This is a genomic window from Pseudomonas sp. LFS074 (genome assembly GCF_047978165.1).
Lineage (GTDB): Bacteria > Pseudomonadota > Gammaproteobacteria > Pseudomonadales > Pseudomonadaceae > Aquipseudomonas > Aquipseudomonas putida_P.
Genome location: NZ_JBFPFV010000001.1, coordinates 2618366 through 2638492 on the forward strand (window position 1 = coordinate 2618366; position 20127 = coordinate 2638492).

15 protein-coding genes are annotated in these 20127 nt (G+C 64.4%); 9 read left to right on the forward strand and 6 right to left on the reverse strand.

Features of this window, described 5'->3' with window-relative positions; translation table 11 throughout:
• Position 1: 1 nt before the first annotated feature.
• From cobN to ACNQP3_RS12085, 3 genes are all read left to right on the forward strand, one after another.
• On the forward strand, positions 2 to 3763 hold the full coding sequence (gene cobN / locus ACNQP3_RS12075; protein ID WP_264317077.1) for a cobaltochelatase subunit CobN: 3762 nt from the start codon (positions 2 to 4) through the stop codon (positions 3761 to 3763).
• A gap of 1 nt (position 3764) precedes the next feature.
• On the forward strand, positions 3765 to 4787 hold the full coding sequence (locus tag ACNQP3_RS12080; RefSeq protein WP_264317078.1) for an ATP-binding protein: 1023 nt from the start codon (positions 3765 to 3767) through the stop codon (positions 4785 to 4787).
• A 101-nt stretch (positions 4788 to 4888) separates the two neighbouring features.
• A complete protein-coding gene (locus ACNQP3_RS12085) occupies positions 4889 to 5455 on the forward strand; it encodes a vWA domain-containing protein (RefSeq protein ID WP_060494048.1) in 567 nt (188 codons plus the stop codon).
• Between the two features lie 106 nt (positions 5456 to 5561).
• Here the strand turns inward: ACNQP3_RS12085 and ACNQP3_RS12090 are convergent, their stop codons facing one another.
• Positions 5562 to 5828, reverse strand: a complete 267-nt coding sequence (locus ACNQP3_RS12090; RefSeq protein ID WP_003247923.1) for a hypothetical protein — start codon at positions 5826 to 5828, stop codon at positions 5562 to 5564.
• A gap of 342 nt (positions 5829 to 6170) precedes the next feature.
• Between ACNQP3_RS12090 and ACNQP3_RS12095 the strand changes: the two genes are divergently transcribed.
• From ACNQP3_RS12095 to ACNQP3_RS12110, 4 genes are all read left to right on the forward strand, one after another.
• On the forward strand, positions 6171 to 7496 hold the full coding sequence (locus ACNQP3_RS12095; protein WP_012272069.1) for a sigma-54 dependent transcriptional regulator: 1326 nt from the start codon (positions 6171 to 6173) through the stop codon (positions 7494 to 7496).
• 156 nt (positions 7497 to 7652) lie between these two features.
• Positions 7653 to 8795, forward strand: coding sequence for a MexC family multidrug efflux RND transporter periplasmic adaptor subunit (locus ACNQP3_RS12100; RefSeq protein ID WP_012272070.1), 1143 nt, complete (start codon positions 7653 to 7655; stop codon positions 8793 to 8795).
• 15 nt (positions 8796 to 8810) lie between these two features.
• Positions 8811 to 11942: an efflux RND transporter permease subunit gene (locus ACNQP3_RS12105; protein WP_060494047.1), complete on the forward strand. Its 3132-nt coding sequence runs from the start codon at positions 8811 to 8813 to the stop codon at positions 11940 to 11942.
• Positions 11942 to 13345 (forward strand): efflux transporter outer membrane subunit, encoded by a 1404-nt coding sequence (locus ACNQP3_RS12110; protein ID WP_176729476.1) that lies wholly within the window; start codon positions 11942 to 11944, stop codon positions 13343 to 13345. Before ACNQP3_RS12105 ends, ACNQP3_RS12110 begins: the two co-directional genes overlap by 1 nt.
• A gap of 88 nt (positions 13346 to 13433) precedes the next feature.
• Here ACNQP3_RS12110 and ACNQP3_RS12115 read toward each other — a convergent pair whose 3' ends face one another.
• From ACNQP3_RS12115 to ACNQP3_RS12125, 3 genes are all read right to left on the reverse strand, one after another.
• Positions 13434 to 13991: a TetR/AcrR family transcriptional regulator gene (locus tag ACNQP3_RS12115; protein WP_012272073.1), complete on the reverse strand. Its 558-nt coding sequence runs from the start codon at positions 13989 to 13991 to the stop codon at positions 13434 to 13436.
• 179 nt (positions 13992 to 14170) lie between these two features.
• Positions 14171 to 16171, reverse strand: coding sequence for a peptidase U32 family protein (locus ACNQP3_RS12120; protein WP_060494046.1), 2001 nt, complete (start codon positions 16169 to 16171; stop codon positions 14171 to 14173).
• Positions 16172 to 16298: 127 nt separating this feature from the next.
• On the reverse strand, positions 16299 to 16679 hold the full coding sequence (locus ACNQP3_RS12125; protein WP_004577524.1) for a RidA family protein: 381 nt from the start codon (positions 16677 to 16679) through the stop codon (positions 16299 to 16301).
• Positions 16680 to 16816: 137 nt separating this feature from the next.
• Here ACNQP3_RS12125 and ACNQP3_RS12130 point away from each other — a divergent pair, with 137 nt between their 5' ends.
• Positions 16817 to 17509 carry a tRNA (adenine(22)-N(1))-methyltransferase gene (locus ACNQP3_RS12130; protein WP_041166481.1) on the forward strand — a complete coding sequence of 231 codons (693 nt, stop codon included), beginning with the start codon at positions 16817 to 16819 and terminating at the stop codon, positions 17507 to 17509.
• A 1-nt stretch (position 17510) separates the two neighbouring features.
• Here ACNQP3_RS12130 and ACNQP3_RS12135 read toward each other — a convergent pair whose 3' ends face one another.
• Positions 17511 to 17771, reverse strand: a complete 261-nt coding sequence (locus tag ACNQP3_RS12135; protein WP_012272076.1) for a DUF2790 domain-containing protein — start codon at positions 17769 to 17771, stop codon at positions 17511 to 17513.
• Between the two features lie 124 nt (positions 17772 to 17895).
• On the opposite strand from ACNQP3_RS12135, the gene ACNQP3_RS12140 reads away from it, so the two are divergent.
• On the forward strand, positions 17896 to 18828 hold the full coding sequence (locus ACNQP3_RS12140) for a LysR family transcriptional regulator (protein WP_179027299.1): 933 nt from the start codon (positions 17896 to 17898) through the stop codon (positions 18826 to 18828).
• 144 nt (positions 18829 to 18972) lie between these two features.
• Here ACNQP3_RS12140 and ACNQP3_RS12145 read toward each other — a convergent pair whose 3' ends face one another.
• Entirely contained in the window at positions 18973 to 20124 is a 1152-nt protein-coding gene (locus ACNQP3_RS12145; protein WP_012272078.1) for an acyl-CoA dehydrogenase family protein, read from the reverse strand.
• Positions 20125 to 20127 lie beyond the last annotated feature (3 nt).

The following is a 20127-nucleotide window of genomic DNA, read 5'->3' on the forward strand; positions in this document are numbered from 1 at the left end:
CATGCACCTGCTGCGGACCCAGCCCGGCGGCTTCGTGCCGGATGACAGCATTGCCGACCTCGGCCAGACACCCGCCGAGCTGGTGATTCTCTGCAGCGGCGATTCGCACCTGGCATTGCTCGCCGATACCGCCGAGCAATTGCCTGAAGACTTCCCCAGCCTGCGCCTGGCCAACCCGATGCAGGTGCAGAACCATGCCTCGGTCGACTTGTACGTCGACCAGGTGCTGCGCCACGCCAAGGTCATTCTGGTGTCGCTGCACGGTGGCGTTGGCTACTGGCGCTACGGCGTCGAGCAACTGGTCGAATTGGCCGCCCGTGGCGTGCAACTGATTCTGGTGCCGGGCGATGATCGCCCGGACCCGGAACTGACCAGCTTGGGTAACGTTTGTGGCGAACAGGCCGAACGCCTCTGGCACTACCTGCGCCAGGGCGGCAAGGCCAATGCCATCAACCTGTTCAATTGCCTGGCCAGCCAGTGGCTGGGCCGTGACTACGCCTGGGACGAGCCACAGCCTTTGCCACGCACCGCCGTGTATCACCCGGCCAAGGGGAGCGTTGCGCTAGAAGACTGGTACCCGCACTGGCACCCGGATTACCCGGTGACGCCGCTGTTGTTCTACCGCTCGCACCTGCAGGCGGCCAACACCGCCTTCATCGACGTGTTCTGCCAGCGCCTGCAAGCAGCCGGGCTGAACCCGTTGCCGATCGCCGTGGCCAGCCTCAAGGAAAGCGCCTGCCTGGAGCAGGTCGAAGCCTGGCTGGACGAGGTCGGCGCTGAAGTGCTGGTCAATACCACCGGCTTTGCCCTGTCCAGCCCAGAGCGCCCCAACCTGCGGCCGTTGCGCCGTGACATCCCGGTGTTGCAGGCCATTTGCGCGCAAGACAACCAGCCCGGCTGGGAAGCCAGCGAGCAGGGCCTGGGCGCGCGTGACCTGGCCATGCACATCGCCTTGCCGGAGCTGGACGGGCGCATCATCACCCGTCCGGTCAGTTTCAAGGACATGGCCTGGCGCAGCGAGCGCAGCCAGTCCGACGTGGTGTGCTACCGCGCGCACCCCGAGCGCATGGACTTCGTCGCCGAGCTGGCCCGCCGCTGGGTTGAGCTGGCGCGCCTGCCTAATGCCCAAAAGCGTATTGCCCTGGTGCTGGCCAATTACCCGACCCGTGATGGCCGCATTGGTAACGGCGTCGGCCTGGACACCCCGGCAGCGGCGCTGAACATCCTCAAGGCGCTACAGGCCGAAGGCTATCCGCTGGCCGATTTGCCGAGCAGCGGCACGCAGTTGATTCACCAACTGCTCGGTGGCGTGACCAACGACCTTGACCACCTGGACCAACGCCCCTGCGCCCAGAGCCTGAGCCTGGCCGACTACCAGGCTGCATTCGAGCGCCTGCCCGACGCCAACCGCCAGGCCGTGCTGGAACGCTGGGGGCCGCCCGAGCAAGACCCGATGTACCGCAGCGGCCGGCTGATGGTCGCCGGCTTGCGCTTTGGCCTGACTTTCGTCGGTATCCAGCCGGCGCGGGGGTATCAGGTGGACCCGAGCGCGGTGTACCACGACCCCGACCTGGTGCCGCCGCACGGCTACCTGGCGTTTCACTTCTGGCTGCGTCACGCCTTTGCCGCCGACGCGGTGATCCATGTCGGCAAGCACGGCAACCTTGAGTGGCTGCCCGGCAAGGGCGTGGGGTTGTCGGCACAGTGCTGGCCGGATGCGCTGCTCGGCCCGCTGCCGAACATCTACCCGTTCATCGTCAACGACCCGGGCGAGGGTGCTCAGGCCAAGCGCCGCACCCAGGCGGTGATCATCGATCACCTGATGCCGCCGCTGACCCGTGCCGAAACCTATGGGCCGCTGCGCCACCTGGAACAGTTGGCTGATGAGTTCTACGAAGCGCAGCTGCTCGACCCACGGCGTGCTCGCGAGTTGCAGCGCGATATTCTCGAACTGGTAAAAGCCAACCACATCGACCGCGAGTTGCAACTGGAAGGGCAATTGGACGATGCCGCCGTATGGCTGCCACGCCTGGACACCTACCTGTGTGACCTCAAGGAATCGCAGATTCGCGATGGGCTGCACGTGTTCGGGCAGTCGCCTGAAGGGCGCCTGCGCCTGGATACATTGCTGGCGCTGTTGCGGGTTGAGCGTGGCGACGGTCGCGGTGGCAATGCCAGCCTCCTGCGGGCGCTGGCCAAAGCACTGGTGCCGGGCTTCGACCCGCTCGACTGTGACCTTGGGCAGCCGTGGCAGGGTACACGCCCTGAACAGCTGCAAGCCATCGGCAATGACCCTTGGCGCACGTGTGGCGATACCCGCGAGCGCCTCGAACTGTTGGCACACCAGGTGATCGGGCAGGCGCTGGAAGGCACTGCAGCGTTACCCGCCCTAAGTGAATGGCAGCCGGTGCACGACGTACTTCAGGCCCTGCGTGACGCGGTGGCACCCAGCCTGGACGCCTGCGGCACTGCCGAAATGAATGGCCTGCTGGCGGCATTGGCGGGGCGCTTCGTGCCCGCCGGCCCCAGCGGCGCACCCAGCCGCGGGCGCCTCGACGTGCTGCCCACCGGCCGCAACTTCTATACCGTGGACGTGCGCAACCTGCCCACCACCACGGCCTGGCGCCTGGGTTTCGCCTCGGCCAGCCTGATCCTCGAACGCCACCTGCAGGACCACGGCGATCACCTGCGCCAGCTCGGCCTGTCGGTATGGGGTACGGCGACCATGCGCACTGGCGGCGACGACATTGCTCAGGCCATGGCGCTGATGGGCGTGCGGCCGGTGTGGGCCACTGGCAGCCAGCGCGTGGACGATTTCGAAATCCTGCCGCTGAGCTTGCTCGACCGCCCGCGTGTAGACGTGACCTTGCGCGTTTCCGGCTTCTTCCGCGATGCGTTCGGTAACCTGATCCGTCTGTTCGATGCCGCCGTGCAGGCCGTGGCCGCGCTGGACGAGCCCGACGACCTCAACCCCCTGGCTGCCCGTGTACGCAGCGAGCGGGCAGTGCTGCAGGCGCAAGGCGTGGACGCCGATCAAGCTGCTCGCCAGGCCGGTTGGCGGGTGTTCGGTGCCAAACCCGGCGCTTACGGTGCCGGGGTGCAGAACGCCATTGATGGGCGGCTGTGGCACAGCCGTGACGACCTGGCTGAGGTCTACCTCAACCATGGCGGCTATGCCTACGGTGGCAGCGACGATGGCACCCCGGCCCGCGCCCAGTTCGCCCAGCGTCTGGCCAAGGTGCAGGCGGTGCTGCAAAACCAGGACAACCACGAGCATGACCTGCTCGACTCCAATGATTACTACCAGTTCCAGGGCGGTATGCTGGCAGCGTCGGAAACGCTGTCCGGGGCGGCGGTGGCCAGCTACCACGGCGACCACAGCCAGGCCGATCGACCGCGTATCCGTACCCTCAAGGAGGAGCTGAACCGGGTAATCCGTGCCCGTGCGCTCAACCCGAAGTGGATCGACGGGGTCAAGCGTCACGGCTACAAGGGCGCCTTCGAGATGGCGGCGACAGTCGATAACGTGTTCGCCTTCGACGCCACCACGCACCTGATCGACGACCATCATTATCAGGGGCTGGCCGATGCCTACGTGCTCGACCCGGCCACCCGCGATTTCATGCGCGAGCACAACCCCGAGGCCTTGCGCGACCTCACCGAGCGCCTGCTGGAGGCCCAGCAGCGCGGTTTGTGGCAGGCGCCGGGCAATTACCGCGAAGCCCTCGAAGAACAACTGCTCGACGGCGAGGAACAGGCTTGAAATGAGTGAACCCGTACAATTTCCGCTGGCGGCGGTGGTCGGTGCCGACGACCTGAAGCTGGCGCTATGCCTGACCGCCATCGACCCGAAGATCGGCGGCGTGCTGATCGAAGGGCCGCGTGGCATGGCCAAGAGCACCCTGGCCCGTGGCCTGGCTGACCTGCTTGGCGAAGGCCCGTTCGTGACCTTGCCATTGGGCGCCAGTGAAGAGCGGCTGGTCGGCACCCTCGACCTGGATGCCGCGCTGGGGCAGGGCAAGGCGCAGTTTTCCCCAGGGGTGCTGGCCCAAGCCGACGGTGGCGTGCTGTATGTCGATGAGGTCAACCTGCTGCCGGACACGTTGGTTGACCTGTTGCTCGATGTGGCTGCCAGCGGCACCAACCGCATCGAGCGCGACGGCATCTCGCACCGGCACAATGCCCGCTTCGTGCTGATCGGCACCATGAACCCGGAAGAGGGCGAGCTGCGCCCGCAACTGCTCGACCGTTTTGGCCTGAACGTGGCGCTGGAAGGCTTGCCCGAGCCCGAGGCCCGGCAGCAGATCATTCGCCGGCGCCTGGCGTTCGACAGTGACCCCAAGGCATTCTGTGACCAATGGGCAACGGCCCAGGCGCAACTGCGTGAGCGCTGCCAGGCGGCGCGCCAGGCCTTGGCCCAGATTGCCCTGGATGATCAGGCGCTGGCCTGGATTACCGAGCGCTGCTACGCCGCTGGCGTCGACGGCCTGCGCGCCGACCTGGTCTGGCTGCGTGCGGCGCGCGCCCATTGTGCCTGGCGCGGTGCTGCGGCTATTGAAGAGGTGGATGTCGAAGCGGTGGCCGAGTTCGCCTTGCGTCATCGCCGCCGTGTCATGCCCCAGGCCAAAACGCCGTCGGCGCCGCAGCAGCCTGACCAGCAGCCCGGCCAACCGGGTGGCGGCAACCCTGGTGAACAGGGTGCGCAGGGCGACTGGGGGGCATTGCCGGCGCAGCCGGTGGCCAGCGGCGCACGCCGCGAGGTACCGAACTGGGCAAAAAAGCCCTGAGCATCCCCCAGCTACCTGCCAAAGGGGCGGATGCAAGGCCTGGTGCAGGCAAGCAGGGCGAGGCCAGCCGTGGCCGCGGTCGCAATGCGGCGGCCGGCCGGGTGGCCTGGCTACCGACATTGCTCAAAGGGCGGCCACGGCTGCGCCAGGACCTGTGTTGGCAACAGCGCCAGGCTCGGCCCGCAGAACTGTGGCTAGTCATCGTCGACGCGTCGGCCTCGACCCGTCGCCATCAGGCGCTGGCGCAGACCAAAGGGTTGCTGGCAGCGCTGTTCGATCAGGCTTACCGCCAGCGCGCCCGGTTGGCGTTGCTGACCGCCAGCGGGCGTACACCGCAGTGGCAGCGCCACGGCCTGAAGGCCTCGTCGGCTTTGCAACCCTGGCTGCAGGCGTTGGGTGCGGGTGGCGGCACGCCGCTGATTTGTGCATTGGAGCAGGCCCGACACTGGCTACAGGCACGACAGCGCGCCTATCCAGATGAAGCCGTGCGCTGCCTGGTGTTTACCGACGGTCGTCTGCAGCGCTGGGACACTGTTCAACCCATGCCCTGTGCAACGTTGCTGGTGGATATGGAATTGGCGCCGGTGCGTGTTGGCCGCGCGCAGCACCTGGCAGAACAGTTGCAGGCCGATTATCAGCACTTGCAACACTTCAAGGTCGTGGATTGAACCGTACTGGCGCGACACTATGTCGCAACAGGAAAAGTTGCCAGAACAGCAACTTTGCATCCGAACAAGTGCGTGGCGCTGCACGCACTTGGTTTACCGGGCGATATTACTTCGGCATCGACCACGGTTGCAGGTCGTAACCCTTTTCACATAATTCGGCGCGCACTTCTTCAATCAGGCTGGCCCATTGGGCCGGGTCGGAGTAGATACGCGAGGACACTTGCTTGGCGCCGATGCGGGTGCTGGTCCGGTCGATCACTGCCAGGCTCAGCTCACCAGTACCGTTGGGTGCATCCCAGGCTACGCACTGGAAAGGTTCGAAGGCGTGGTCGGCAATCAGCAGTGCTTCGTTGACACGGAGCGGGGCATTCATGGTTCGGTCTCTCTATGGTCCCAAACATCGAAGTGAAGTCCGCGTTGCTTCAAAGTCGCCTCAATGATCGCGAAGTGCAGCGCGGGGTTATGTGTACTGATGCTCGTTGTCCGGGGACAAGTCACACATTGGTTGTAAATTTTTTTGTCAGAGGCATATTCGTTGTTGCCTGCGCCGCCATGTGATGTCGATAAAGTGCGAAAATTCCCGGGGCACTTTGTAAAAAAATGCGTCCGCAGACAAACGGTAGTGGGCACTGTCAACTTCGTTGCTACTGTTAAACGGGCGCCACAACTTGCTGTTTTACTTCAAAAAACCAAAAACTGGCGCCAAGGATCGGTCATGCAGCAGCCTGCCGCTCAACGCCGTTTGCTAATCGTCGACCCCTGCGACGACTGCCACCGCTTATTGCCTGGCCTGCGCAACGCAGGCTGGGATGTGGACAGCTGTATGCTCGGGGCCGCGCTGGACCATCCCTGCGATGTAGGCCTGCTGCGCTTGCAGGCCACGCACCTGAGGCATCCGGATGCGGTCAAGGACATGATCAAGCGCAGCAACACCGAATGGATTGCCGTGCTCAGCGCCGAACAGCTGCGCATGCCGGCGTTCGGTGATTTTGTTTGTGAGTGGTTTTTCGACTTCCACACCTTGCCGTTCGACGTCTCCCGCGTGCAGGTGACCCTGGGCCGCGCCTTCGGCATGGCCCGTTTGCGCGGCAAGGGGGCGGTCAAGGTCGATGAGGCGACCCACGAGTTGCTCGGCGAAAGCCGGCCGATCCGTGAGCTGCGCAAGTTGCTGGGCAAACTGGCGCCCACCGAATCGCCCGTGCTGATCCGTGGTGAGAGCGGCACCGGCAAGGAACTGGTGGCACGCACCCTGCACCGTCAGTCGCAACGCAGCGAGCAGCCGTTCATCGCCATCAACTGTGGGGCGATCCCCGAGCATCTGATCCAGTCCGAACTGTTCGGCCATGAAAAGGGCGCATTCACCGGGGCGCATCAGCGCAAGGCCGGGCGCATCGAAGCGGCCCATGGTGGCACGCTGTTTCTCGATGAAATCGGTGACCTGCCGCTGGAGTTGCAGGCCAACCTGCTGCGTTTTCTGCAGGAGAAGCACATCGAGCGGGTGGGCGGCAGCCAGCCGATCCCAGTGGATGTGCGAGTGTTGGCGGCCACCCATGTGGACCTGGAGCGGGCCATCGAGCAAGGGCGTTTTCGCGAAGACTTGTATTACCGCCTGAACGTGCTGCAGGTGGTGACCGCGCCGTTGCGCGACCGGCATGGTGACCTGTCCATGCTGGCAAGCCACTTTGCCCATTTCTACAGCCTGGAAACCGGGCGCCGGCCGCGTTCGTTCAGCGACCATGCCCTGGCCGCGATGGGCCGGCATGACTGGCCGGGCAATGTGCGCGAGCTGGCCAACCGCGTGCGTCGCGGGCTGGTGCTGGCCGAAGGACGGCAGATCGAGGCGCAGGACTTGGGTTTGCAGCTACTCGACCAGGAGCAACAGCCGCTGGGCACGCTGGAGGAGTACAAGCAACGCGCCGAGCGCCAGGCGCTGTGCGATGTGCTTAACCGGCACAGTGACAACCTGAGTGTGGCGGCGAAGGTGCTGGGTATCTCGCGGCCGACTTTTTATCGCTTGCTGCACAAGCATCAGATTCGTTGATTCCCCTTGTAGGTTTGACGTGGCATCTGCCAGGCGGCGAAGATGTCACGCCGAGCTTCACAATTCTTAACAAAGTATCAAATGAGACAAAATTGACTCATTTTGTCTTCGCTCATATCATTCGGGCCGTTTTTCCATTTGAAGCTCGGGTGAATCATGAGCAACTTGCGTGCAATAGGAATGGCCAGCTGCCTGGCGGCGGCAGTCGCGCTGGCCGGCTGCGGCGAAGCTGAAGCGCCGCCGTCTGCGGCCCACAGTGCCTTTCCGGTCCAGACCGTCACGGTCGCCAGCGAACCCCTGACCTTGGCGGCAACGCTGCCGGGCCGGGTCGAACCCATGCGGGTGGCCGAGGTTCGCGCCCGAGTGGCCGGCATCGTCCTGCACAAGCGCTTCGAAGAAGGCGCCGACGTAAAAGCCGGCGATGTGCTGTTCCAGATAGACCCGGCACCCTTCAAGGCCGCGCTGGCACGCGCCGAGGCCGACCTGGCCAGGGCCCAGTCGGTCATGTTCGAAGCCCAGGCGCGGGTACGCCGCTACGAACCGCTGGTGAAGATCGAGGCAGTCAGCCAGCAGGACTTCGACACCGCCAGCGCCGACCTGCGCAGCGGCCAGGCCGCTGTGCGTTCGGCCCAGGCCGATGTCGAGACCGCGCGCCTGAACCTGGGCTACGCCACGGTCAAGGCGCCGATCTCTGGCCGTATCGGCCGTGCACTGGTCACCGAAGGTGCGCTGGTGGGGCAGGGCGACGCCACGCTGATGGCGCGCATCCAGCAACTCGATCCGATTTACGTCGACTTTACCCAGTCCGCCGCCGACGCGCTGCGCCTGCGCCAGGCGCTGAAGGAGGGTGCGCTGGCAGCCGGTGATCAGCAGGCCCTGACCGCCCAGGTGGAAGGCACCGACTACGAGCGCCAGGGGGCGCTGATGTTCACCGACGTCGCGGTCGACCGCGGCACCGGCCAGGTCACCTTGCGCGGCCGCTTCGACAACGCCGACGGCATCCTGCTGCCGGGCATGTATGTGCGCGTGCGCACCCCGCAAGGCACCGATAACCAGGCCATCCTTGTGCCGCAGCGCGCCATCCAGCGCGGCAGCGACGGCGAGGCGCGGGTCATGCTGGTGGGCATCGGTGGGGTTGCCGAGGCGCGCAGTGTGCGCACCGGTGCCATGCACGGTGCCCGCTGGCAAGTCACCGAGGGCTTGCGCCCAGGTGACCAGGTGATCGTCGGCAGCCCTGCCGGGCTGGCTGCGGGCATGCCAGTGGTGACTGCCCCGGCGCAACAAGCCGCAGCACGCTGAGGCGAGGGTAACGAGATGTCCAAGTTCTTCATCAAACGGCCGAACTTCGCCTGGGTCGTGGCGCTGTTCATTTCCCTGGCGGGGTTGCTGGTCATACCTACGCTGCCGGTGGCCCAGTACCCTAACGTAGCGCCACCACAAATCACCATCACCGCTACCTACCCAGGGGCTTCGGCCAAGGTGCTGGTGGACTCGGTTACCAGCATCATCGAAGAGTCGCTCAACGGCGCCAAGAACCTGCTGTATTTCGAGTCGACCAACAACTCCAACGGCATGGCCGAAGTGGTGGTCACCTTCGAGCCGGGTACCGACCCGGAACTGGCCCAGGTGGATGTGCAGAACCGCCTGAAAAAGGCCGAAGCACGCATGCCGCAGGCGGTGATCACCCAAGGCATCCAGGTCGAGCAGACCAGTGCCGGCTTCCTGCTGATCTACGCCCTCAGCTACAAGGAGGGCGCAGGCCAGGCCGATACCACGGCGCTGGGCGACTACGCCGCGCGCAACATCAACAATGAGCTGCGCCGGGTCCCGGGCGTGGGCAAGTTGCAGTTCTTCTCGTCGGAAGCCGCCATGCGCGTGTGGGTCGACCCACAGAAACTGGTGGGCTATGGGCTGTCGATCGATGACGTGAGCAATGCCATCCGTGGGCAGAACGTGCAGGTGCCGGCCGGCAGCTTCGGCAGCGCGCCGGGCAGCAGCCAGCAGGAGCTGACTGCCACCCTGGCGGTGCAAGGCACCCTGGACGACCCTCAGGCGTTCGGCCGAGTGGTACTGCGCGCCAACCCGGACGGTTCGCTGGTGCGCCTGGCCGATGTCGCCCGCCTGGAAGTGGGCATGGAAAGCTACAACTTTTCTTCGCGCCTGAATGGCAAACCTGCGGTGGCCGGTGCGGTGCAGCTGGCGCCGGGCGCCAATGCGCTGAAAACTGCCGATCTGGTCAAGGAACGCCTGGCCGAGCTGAGCGCGTTCTTCCCCGAGGGCGTCGAGTACTCGGTGCCCTATGACACCTCGCGTTTTGTCGACGTGGCCATCGAAAAGGTCATTCACACCCTGCTCGAAGCCATGGTGCTGGTATTCCTGGTGATGTTCCTGTTCCTGCAGAACATCCGCTACACGCTGATCCCGTCGATCGTGGTACCGGTGTGCCTGCTGGGCACGTTGATGGTGATGAAGCTGCTGGGCTTCTCGGTGAACATGATGACCATGTTCGGCATGGTGCTGGCGATCGGCATCCTGGTCGACGACGCCATCGTGGTGGTGGAAAACGTCGAGCGGATCATGGCCGAGGAAGGGCTGTCGCCTGTCGACGCCACCATCAAGGCAATGGGCCAGGTGTCCGGCGCGATCATCGGCATCACCCTGGTACTGTCGGCCGTGTTCATGCCACTGGCGTTCATGTCGGGTTCGGTGGGGGTGATCTACCAGCAGTTTTCGCTGTCGCTGGCGGTGTCGATCCTGTTCTCGGGCTTCCTCGCGCTTACCTTCACCCCGGCCCTGTGCGCCACGATGCTCAAGCCGGTGGCCCCTGGGCACCATGAAAAGCGCGGCTTCTTCGGCGCTTTCAACCGTGGCTTTGCGCGGCTGACCGAGCGCTACTCGGTGATGAACAACGCCCTGGTGCGCCGTGCCGGCCGCTACATGCTGCTGTATGCCGGTATTCTGGCGATGCTCGGCTATTTCTACCTGCGCCTGCCGGAATCCTTCGTACCGGTGGAAGACCAGGGCTATGCGATCGTTGACGTGCAGCTGCCGCCGGGCGCCAGCCGCGTGCGTACCGACGCCACCGGGCAGGCCCTGGAGCAGTTCCTGATGTCCCGCGAGGCGCTGGCCTCGGCATTCCTGGTCAGCGGCTTCAGCTTCTCGGGCATGGGCGAGAACGCCGCGTTGGCATTCCCTACCTACAAAGACTGGTCGGTACGTAGCGCCGAGCAATCGGTGGATGCCGAAACCCAGGCGATCAATGCGCAATTTGCCAGCCATGGCGATGGCACGATCATGGCGGTCAACCCGCCGCCGATCGATGGCCTGGGCAACGCCGGTGGCTTCGCCCTGCGCCTGCTCGACCGTGGCGGCCTGGGCCGTGAGGCCTTGCTGGCGGCACGCGACAAGATCCTGGGCGAAGCCAACGGCAACCCAGTCATCCTTTACGCGATGATGGAAGGGTTGGCAGAAGCGCCGCAGTTGCGGGTCGACATCGATCGGGAAAAGGCCCGTGCCCTTGGCGTGCCCTTCGAAACCATCAACAGCACCCTGGCCACCGCCTTTGGCTCGGCAGTGATCAACGACTTCACCAACGCTGGCCGGCAACAACGGGTGGTGGTGCAGGCAGAGCAGGGCGAGCGCATGACCCCGGAAAGCGTGCTGCGCCTGTACGCGCCGAACGTCGATGGCCAGCAGGTGCCGTTCAGCAGCTTCGTCACCACCCGTTGGGAAGAAGGGCCGGTACAGATCGTGCGTTACAACGGCTACCCGTCGATCCGCATTTCCGGTGATGCCGCGCCGGGCTACAGCACCGGCCAGGCGATGGCCGAAATGGAGCGCCTGGTCAGTGAACTGCCGCCGGGGATCGGCTACGCCTGGACGGGGCTTTCTTACCAGGAGAAGGTCTCCAGCGGCCAGGCCAGCAGCCTGTTCGCCCTGGCCATCCTGGTGGTGTTCCTGCTGCTGGTGGCGTTGTACGAAAGCTGGGCGATCCCGCTGACGGTGATGCTCATCGTGCCGATCGGTGCGTTGGGCGCGGTGCTGGCGGTGATGGTCACCGGCATGCCCAACGATGTGTACTTCAAGGTTGGCCTGATCACCATCATCGGCTTGGCGGCGAAGAACGCCATCCTCATCGTCGAGTTCGCCAAGGAGCTGTGGGAGAAAGGCTATAGCCTGCGTGACGCTGCGATCGAAGCCGCGCGCCTGCGCTTTCGGCCGATCGTGATGACTTCGATGGCGTTCATCCTCGGCGTGGTACCCCTGGCGATCGCCAGCGGTGCCGGTGCTGCCAGCCAGCGGGCGATTGGTACCGGGGTGATCGGCGGCATGCTCAGCGCCACGTTGCTGGGCGTGCTGTTCGTGCCGATCTGTTTTGTCTGGGTGCTGTCGCTGCTCAAGCGCAAGCCAGCGCCGCAGGCCCAACCTGCCGAGGTGCTGGAGTGATGGCCATGCGTAATCTGTTCGTGCCGATTGCCATGGCTTTGCTGGCCAGCGGCTGCTCCCTGGCACCGACCTACCAGCGCCCCGAGGCGCCGGTGGCGAACCAGTGGAGCGACGCCACCAACCACACAGGGCAGCAGGTGGACAAGCTGGGCTGGCAAGCCTTTATCGTCGACCCGACGTTGCGCCAGTTGGTGAACACGGCGCTGGACGACAACCGCTCGCTGCGCCAGACGCTGCTGGACATCGACCAGGCACGGGCGCAGTTCCGCATCCAGCGCGCGGACCGTGTGCCGGGGCTGAGCGCTGGTGCTTCCGGTAATCGACAGCACCAGCCTGCCGGGCTGTCCAGTGATGGCCGCGAGGGCGTCGCCAGCACCTATCAGGTTGGCCTTTCGTTGCCTGAGTACGAGGTCGACCTGTTCGGTCGGGTGAAAAGCCTGAGCGATGCAGCGCTGGAGCAATACTTGGCCACGGAGGAGGCTGGCCGTGCGGCGCGCATCGCCTTGATCGCCGAGGTGAGCCAGGCCTACCTGACCCTGGACGGTAGCGAGCGGCGCCTGGCGTTGATCCGGCAGACCCTGGCCAGCCGCGAGCGCTCGCTGGCGCTGATCGACCAACGCCGCGCCGCCGGGACCGCCACGGCGCTGGACCACCAGGAAGCGCTCGGCCTGGTCGAGCAAGCGCGCGCCGAGCAAGAAAGCAACCTGCGCCAGCGCCAGCAGGCCTACAACGCCTTGGTGTTGCTGGTAGGCAATAGTGAGGCGACCCAGGCTCTACCGGTCGAACGCCAGGCAGAACCCAGCGTGCTGCAGGACATTACCCCCGGTGCCCCGTCGGCGCTGCTTGAACGGCGCCCGGACATCCTTGCTGCCGAGCACCGCTTGCGGGCGCGCAATGCCGATATCGGCGCGGCGCGGGCGGCGTTCTTCCCGCGTATCAGCCTGACCGGCAGCTTGGGTACGTCGAGTACGCAGGTGTCTGGTTTGTTCGAGGGCGGTTCGCGTAGCTGGAGCTTCATGCCCCAGGTGTCGCTGCCCATATTCGATGCTGGGCGCAATCAGGCTGGGCTGAGCCTGGCCGAGGCGCGCAAGGATTCGGCGGTGGCAGCTTATGAAGGGGCGATCCAGCAGGCGTTCCGCGAAGTAGCGGATGCCCTGGCGGCCACCGATACCCTGCGCCGTGAGGAAGTCGCGCGGCGGGCCCTGGCCGATACCAGCCGCGCCACCTTGACCCTGGCCAAGGCGCGCTATGAGGGTGGGATCGACAGCCACCTGCGTTACCTGGATGCGCAGCGTAGCGATTTTGTGAATGAAGCGGCGTACATCGAGGCGAGTACACAACGGCAGCTTGCGCTGGTGGACCTGTTCCGCGCCTTGGGCGGCGGCTGGCCGGCACGCGGCTGAAAAAGGCTCCTTTGGTTGGATGATCCAACCGCTTTGGCCCTTGGGACTTGTGCCCAGGGGCCTTTTTTTTGCGCGTAGGCCAATGGCCTCATCCCCTGGCCAGCGCCCCCTGCAGGAACAATTGCTCCAAGGCCTGCGCCGAATTGGCACTGGCTGCGCGCCCGCGCCGCTCGGCGTCGACCATGGCGTAGATCTGGGTGATGAACACTTCGGTAAACACCGCTGCGCTGATGTCGATGCGCAACACGCCCATCTGTTGCGCACGCAGGAAAAACGCATCCATCGCCCGGGTATAGGTCAACCAGCGGCGGTCTTCACTGTCGCCGAGCAATGTATCGGGGCGGTACTGAAACATCAGAAACACCAGCATTTCGCGGTGCTTGAGGTGTTCGGCAATCAGGTGACGCACCGCTTCCAAGGGGGCAGCGGTGTGCAAGGCGGCATTTGCAATCACCTGGTTGAGCACTTGCTCGCCGTGGTTTTCGAGCATGGCCACCAGGTTGTCGCGGGTGCCGCAGAAGCGGTGCAGGGTAGCTTTGCTGACGCCGGCGGTCTCGGCCAGTTCCTTGAGCGTGGCGCGCGGGTGGACCACGATGGCGTGGGCCAGGGCCTTGAGCAGGCGTTCATCGTGGGGAGTGGGGGTCATCGGCATGCCTCGCGTGGGGTCGCAGGGCAATTATTGTGCAGAAAATGAGGCATGGATCAAGCTTTAAGGTCTCATATGAGACTTTTTTGTGTCTTGGCTGGCCGCCCCGCCGTACAGGGCTACTCCCACAGGGTGCAGGAGCAGCTTTGTGCGGCGAAAGGGCCGTTACCGGCTAACGATCAATGCGCCCCGCGCGGAATCGTCTTCAACAGGTCTTCCGGGCTGATATGCCCCACCACCTGCGCCACCGCGCTACCTGGGGTCGGCAGGTCGATGATGTGGTTTTTCATCTTGCCGATCACATGCATCTCGCACGGCTTGCAGTCGAACTTCAGGGTCAGCACTTCGTCACCCTGAATCAGCTGCATCGGTGCCACCTTGGTGCGCACACCGGTTACGCCTTTGGCCTGCTTGGGGCACAAATTGAAGGAGAAGCGCAGGCAGTGCTTGGTGATCATCACCGGTACTTCGCCGTGTTCTTCATGGGCCTCGTAGGCCGCGTCGATCAGTTGCACACCGTGGCGGTGGTAGAAATCGCGCGCCTTCTGGTTGTACACGTTGGCCAGGAACGACAGGTGCGACTCGGGGTATACCGGCGGCGGCGTGGTCTCGGCCTTGCGCCCGCCGCGCGGGTGCGCCTGCACGCGTGCTTCGGTCAGTGCCTCGATGGCTTCGCGGCGCAGAGCCTTGAGCTGTGAGTTGGGGATGAAGTACGCCTGCGGGGCATCCAGCTGGATGCTGTCGGCATGGTACATCGTGGTACCCAGTTGGCCGAGCAGGTCGTGCAGTTGTTCCAGCGCCTGCTGCGGCTTGTTGGCTGCGCCGAACGGGCCGTCCAGGGCTACCTGCACGCTCACACCTTCTTCACTGCCAAGGGTAAGCATCAGGCGCTGCTCGCGCAGTACTGCGTGCCATTCCACACCGACCCGGCGCTCGGAGGAGGTGCGTTGCAGGGCTTGCTGCCAGTTGTGGTCGAGGTTGCGCGACAGCGGGTGGTTGGGCCGCAGCTTGTACAGGCCTTCGGGCATTTCGTTGGGTTCGACGCGGTAGCGGTAGCGCTTGCTGCCGTCTTCCTCGAACTCGCCACGGGGTTCGGCGATGTTGGCGCGAAAGCCCACCACTTCGCGTTTGACCAGCACATTGAGGCCGTCGCCGTTGGTCAGCGGTACGTCGGTGACCACTTGCATGTCACGCTTGCCGACCTTTTCCACCACACCCACCGGCAGGCCGGTGAAGGTTGGCGAGTCGAAGGCGCCGATATCGACCTTGCGGTCGGTGACGAAGTAGTCGGTGCTGCCACGGTGGAACGTTTTGTCAGGGTCGGGCAGGAAGAAGTGCTGGGTCCGGCCGCTGGACGCACGGGCGTATTCCGGGCGGCCTTCAAGAATGGCGTCGAGCTCTTTGCGGTAGTGGGCGGTGATGTTCTTCACATAGCCCATGTCCTTGTAGCGGCCCTCGATCTTGAACGAACGCACGCCGGCATCCACCAGGTCGGCCAGGTTGGCGGTCTGGTTGTTGTCCTTCATCGACAGCAGGTGCTTCTCGAACGCCACCACGCGGCCCTGGTCATCTTTAAGGGTGTAGGGCAGGCGGCAGGCTTGCGAGCAGTCGCCACGGTTGGCACTGCGGCCGGTCTGCGCATGGGAAATGTTGCATTGGCCGGAAAACGCTACGCACAGCGCGCCGTGGATGAAGAACTCGATGGCGGCATCGGTTTCAGCGGCGATGGCGCGGATCTGCTGCAGGTTCAGCTCACGGGCCAGTACCAGCTGCGAGAAACCGGCCTGGTCGAGGAACTTGGCCCGTTCCAGGGTACGGATGTCGGTCTGGGTACTGGCGTGCAGCTCGATGGGCGGAATGTCCAGCTCCATCACCCCCAGGTCCTGCACGATCAGTGCGTCGACGCCGGCGTCGTACAGCTGATGGATCAGCTTGCGCGCCGGTTCCAGCTCGTTGTCGTGGAGGATGGTGTTGATCGTGGTGAACACGCGTGCATGGTAGCGACGGGCGAACTCGACCAGTTCGGCAATATCGCTGACGTCGTTGCAGGCGTTATGGCGCGCGCCGAAGCTTGGGCCGCCGATATAGATGGCGTCAGCGCCGTGCAGGATCGCTTCACGGGCGATGGCCACGTCACGGGCAGGGCTGAGCAGTTCCAGGTGATTCTTTGGAAGAGACATGTCGTTATATTTTCGGGCTGTCACGGTTTAGGCGGGCATTGTAGCGGTGAAACGGGTTGGCGGCATCATCGGGGTGCCGGGAGGTGCAGGGTAAGGTGGGAGCGAGGACCGCTCCCACAAGCGCCGATCAGCGCTTGGCGGCCATTGCGGTCACTTCGACGCGCATGCCTTCGAATGCCAGCGAGGCCACACCCACGGCGGCACGCACCGGCCAGGGCTTGCTGAAGAAGCGCTGGTACACCTCGTTGAACGCGGCGCGGTCGGCCATGTCGGTGAGGTAGATGGTCAGGTGCAGCACGCGGTCCATGCCGCTGCCGGCCTTCTCCAGCGCCACTTTCAGCGCCTGCAGGGTGCATTCGCTCTGCTCGACGATGCCGCCCAGCTCCAGGCTGCCATCGGCGTGGGTCGGGATCTGCGTGGTGACCAGCACGCCGTTGTACTCGGCGACATCGGACGAAATCGATTCGGCGTCCGGGTCCGGGGTGTAGATGATGTCTGCATGTGCCATGGTGTGTTTTGCCTTGCTACGGAAGGAAAACGGCAAGCCTACGCGAGCGCACCAGCCCGGTCGAGGGTGCCCCGGTGTTTGAAATACGCGGCGTTCACCGTCAGAATCGCGGCCGATTGCAAAACCAGGGGTTTACGTTGAACGAACAGACTTTGTCCAGGCGCCTGGAGCGCGTGGCCGCTCATGTGCCGCAGGGCGCGCGCCTGGCCGACATCGGCTCGGACCACGGCTACCTGCCAGTGGCCTTGATGCTGCGTGGCGTGCTCGAGGCCGCCGTGGCGGGTGAAGTGGCCGAGACGCCGTTCGCTTCGGCCCAGCGCAATGTGCGCAGAAACGGCCTGCAGGAGCGGGTAACCGTGCGCCTGGCCAATGGCCTGGCAGCGATCGAGCCGCAAGACCGCATCTCGGTGGTGAGCATCTGCGGCATGGGCGGCGACACCATGTGCGAGATTCTCGAGGCCGGCAAGCAGTGTCTGGGCGGCGTCACGCGCCTGGTACTGCAGCCCAATGGCGGTGAGCGCGAGCTGCGCCAGTGGTTGGCGGGCAATGGTTACCAGATCGTCTGCGAAGAGCTGCTGCGGGAAAACCGCTTCGACTACGAAATCATCGTCGCCGAGCCGGGCAGGGTGGTGTATAGCGCAGAACAGCTGTACTTCGGCCCGGTACTGATGCAGGAAAAAAGCGAAGCGTTTCGGGTCAAGTGGCAGCGGATGCTGCGGCAGAAGCAGCAGACCCTGGCCAATTTCCAGCGGGCCCGTGACGCGGTGCCACAGGCGAAAATCGACGACTTCAATCAGCAGGTGGGTTGGATCACCCAGCTACTGGCCTGATTCACTGCTGCGAGCAGTTGCCCATTTCCCGGTAGTCGACTTCGCGCTTCTGGCCCTGGTGGTCGACGTACACCATGTGTGCGGTGCCCACCTGGCAGTCGGCGGCGTTGCTGGCCGGGGTGATGGAGATGACCTTGGCCACGTCCAGCGGCATGCCGTATTCATAGGTGTTGCTCACGGGCTGGTTGCTGGCCGTATCAGCGAAGGCACCGAACGAAGCCAGGGCAGCGGCAACGGCAAACACAGCGATCGAACGTTTCATGGCAGGCTCCTTTTTCAATGTATGACTAATGATGTATTCATTGCTCATCCACAATAAATGGGCTAACTCGTGATAGATTCCTGCCTGTAACGCAAGAATAAGACTGAACAAGGAGCACACCCTCATGGACATGCTGCATGCCATGCGTACCTTCGCTCGTGTGGTGGAATGTGGCAGTTTCGCTGCAGCCGCCAATGCCCTGGATATTTCCGCAGCACAGGTTTCGCGCATCGTCGCGGAGCTTGAGAACCAGCTGCAGACCCGCCTGTTGCACCGCACCACCCGGCGCCTGCGCATGAGCGAGGCGGGCGAACGGTTTCTGGAGCGTGCGCGGCAGATCATGCTGCTGACCGAAGAGGCGGTGGGCGAGGCCCGAGGTGCGCACCTCACGCCGCGTGGCCATCTGCGCCTGCATTGCCCGCACGGCCTGGGCCTGTTGTTGATGCCGCTGGTGGCCGGCTACAACGCGCTGTGCCCGGAAGTGGTAATCGAATTGACCCTGTCCCAGCGCAACCCAGACCCGCTGGCCGAAGGGCATGACGTGGTGATCACCGTGGACGGTGCGCTGCCGGATTCGCAGTTGATAGCCGTGCCGCTGGGCAACATCTTCAGTATCCCTTGTGCGGCACCCAGCTACCTGAACCGGCATGGCGTGCCCGAGCGCCCCGAGGACCTGCATGCGCACCGCTGCCTACGCATGGCTTACCCGATGTATGAAGGCGACTGGGTATTCCCCCAGGGTGTGGACCAGTGCGTGATCACACCGAGCGACAACTTCTCCACCAACGTGGCCGACGCCATGCTGGTGGCCAGTGAGTTGGGCATGGGGATTGGCCTGCTGCCGTTCTATACGGCCAGCCAGGCGATCGAGCAGGGGCGTTTGTGCCGGCTGCTGGCGCCGTACCGGCTGCGGGAAAGTGCGCTGTATGCGATGTACCCGTCACGGCATTACCTGGATGCCAAGGTGCGGACCTGGATCGACTACCTCAAGGAGCAACTGCCGGCGTTGTTCGAGGGGCATGCCAGGGTGGTGGATGATTCGAGGTATTGGCGCTGAAATACTGATCTGCTTTCTTGTAGGAGCGGCCTTGCGTCGCGATTGGGCCGCAAAGCGGCCCCAGCAATTTCGGCGTGTGACGCAGATTGTGGGGCCGCGTTGCGGCCCAATCGCGACACAAGGCCGCTCCTACAGGCCGCCGTGTTACAGGGGATAGTGCTTCAGCTCGCGCGCAATCAGCATGCGCTGGATCTCGCTCGACCCTTCATAGATCTGGGTAATCCGCGCATCCCGGTAATAGCGCTCCACCGGGTAATCTTCCAGGTAGCCATAGCCACCATGTACCTGGATCGCCATCGAACACACCCGCTCGGCCATTTCCGAAGCGAACAGCTTGGCCTGTGACGCTTCCGAAAGGCACGGCTTGCCGGCGCTGCGCAGGCGCGCGGCATGCAGGATCAGCAAACGTGCGGCGTTCACCTGTACCTGCATGTCGGCCAGCAGGTTGGCGATGCTCTGGTGTTCGTTGATCGGCTTGCCGAACTGCACGCGGTCACGTGAGTAGACCAGCGCGGCCTCGAATGCAGCGCGGGCAATGCCCAAGGCCTGGGCGGCAATGCCGATACGGCCGCCTTCGAGGTTGGACAGGGCAATGGCCAGCCCCTTTCCACGCTCACCCAGCAGGTTGGCGGCAGGGATGCGGCAGTTGTCGAAGGTGACCGCGCAGGTGTCGGAAGCGCGGATACCCATCTTGTGCTCGCTGCGGTCAACCTTGAACCCAGGGTTGTCGGTGGGCACCAAAAACGCCGACAGGCCTTTCTTGCCCAGCTCCGGGTCGGTCACTGCGAAAACGATGGCCAAACCGGCACGGCGGGCGTTGCTGACGAACTGCTTGGCGCCGTTGATCACCCACTGGCCATCCACCAGCTCGGCGCGGGTGCGCAGGTTGTGCGCTTCGGAGCCGGCCTGCGGCTCGGTCAGGCAGAAGCAACCGATCACCTCGCCGCTGGCCAGCCGTGGCAGCCATTGCTGTTGCTGTTCAGCCGTGCCATAGGCCAGCAGCGGGCCGCAGCCTACCGAGTTGTGGATGCTCATCATTGCCCCGGTGGCACCGCAGCCGGCGGCGATCTCTTCCACGGCCAGGGCGTAGGCCACGTAGTCGGTGTAACTGCCGCCGAAGTCCTCTGGCACCACCATGCCCAGCAGGCCCAGTTCGCCCATTTTGCGCACCACGCCATCATCGATCCAGCCGGCCTTTTCCCAGGCCTGGGCATGCGGGGCGATTTCGCCACGGGCAAAGTCCCGGGCCATGTCGCGGATCATGACTTGTTCTTCGCTCAGTTCCAGGTCTTGCATCTG

Bases quoted from the DNA above. Each gene is read 5' to 3' on its own strand.
- ACNQP3_RS12095 (WP_012272069.1), top strand. From the start codon at position 6,171: ATGCAGCAGCCTGCCGCTCAACGCCGTTTGCTAATCGTCGACCCCTGC.
- ACNQP3_RS12140 (WP_179027299.1), top strand. From the start codon at position 17,896: ATGGACATGCTGCATGCCATGCGTACCTTCGCTCGTGTGGTGGAATGT.
- cobN (WP_264317077.1), top strand. From the start codon at position 2: ATGCACCTGCTGCGGACCCAGCCCGGCGGCTTCGTGCCGGATGACAGC.
- ACNQP3_RS12115 (WP_012272073.1), bottom strand. From the start codon at position 13,991: ATGACCCCCACTCCCCACGATGAACGCCTGCTCAAGGCCCTGGCCCAC.
- ACNQP3_RS12080 (WP_264317078.1), top strand. From the start codon at position 3,765: ATGAGTGAACCCGTACAATTTCCGCTGGCGGCGGTGGTCGGTGCCGAC.
- ACNQP3_RS12120 (WP_060494046.1), bottom strand. From the start codon at position 16,171: ATGTCTCTTCCAAAGAATCACCTGGAACTGCTCAGCCCTGCCCGTGAC.
- ACNQP3_RS12100 (WP_012272070.1), top strand. From the start codon at position 7,653: ATGAGCAACTTGCGTGCAATAGGAATGGCCAGCTGCCTGGCGGCGGCA.
- ACNQP3_RS12145 (WP_012272078.1), bottom strand. From the start codon at position 20,124: ATGCAAGACCTGGAACTGAGCGAAGAACAAGTCATGATCCGCGACATG.
- ACNQP3_RS12125 (WP_004577524.1), bottom strand. From the start codon at position 16,679: ATGGCACATGCAGACATCATCTACACCCCGGACCCGGACGCCGAATCG.
- ACNQP3_RS12090 (WP_003247923.1), bottom strand. From the start codon at position 5,828: ATGAATGCCCCGCTCCGTGTCAACGAAGCACTGCTGATTGCCGACCAC.
- ACNQP3_RS12135 (WP_012272076.1), bottom strand. From the start codon at position 17,771: ATGAAACGTTCGATCGCTGTGTTTGCCGTTGCCGCTGCCCTGGCTTCG.
- ACNQP3_RS12110 (WP_176729476.1), top strand. From the start codon at position 11,942: ATGGCCATGCGTAATCTGTTCGTGCCGATTGCCATGGCTTTGCTGGCC.
- ACNQP3_RS12105 (WP_060494047.1), top strand. From the start codon at position 8,811: ATGTCCAAGTTCTTCATCAAACGGCCGAACTTCGCCTGGGTCGTGGCG.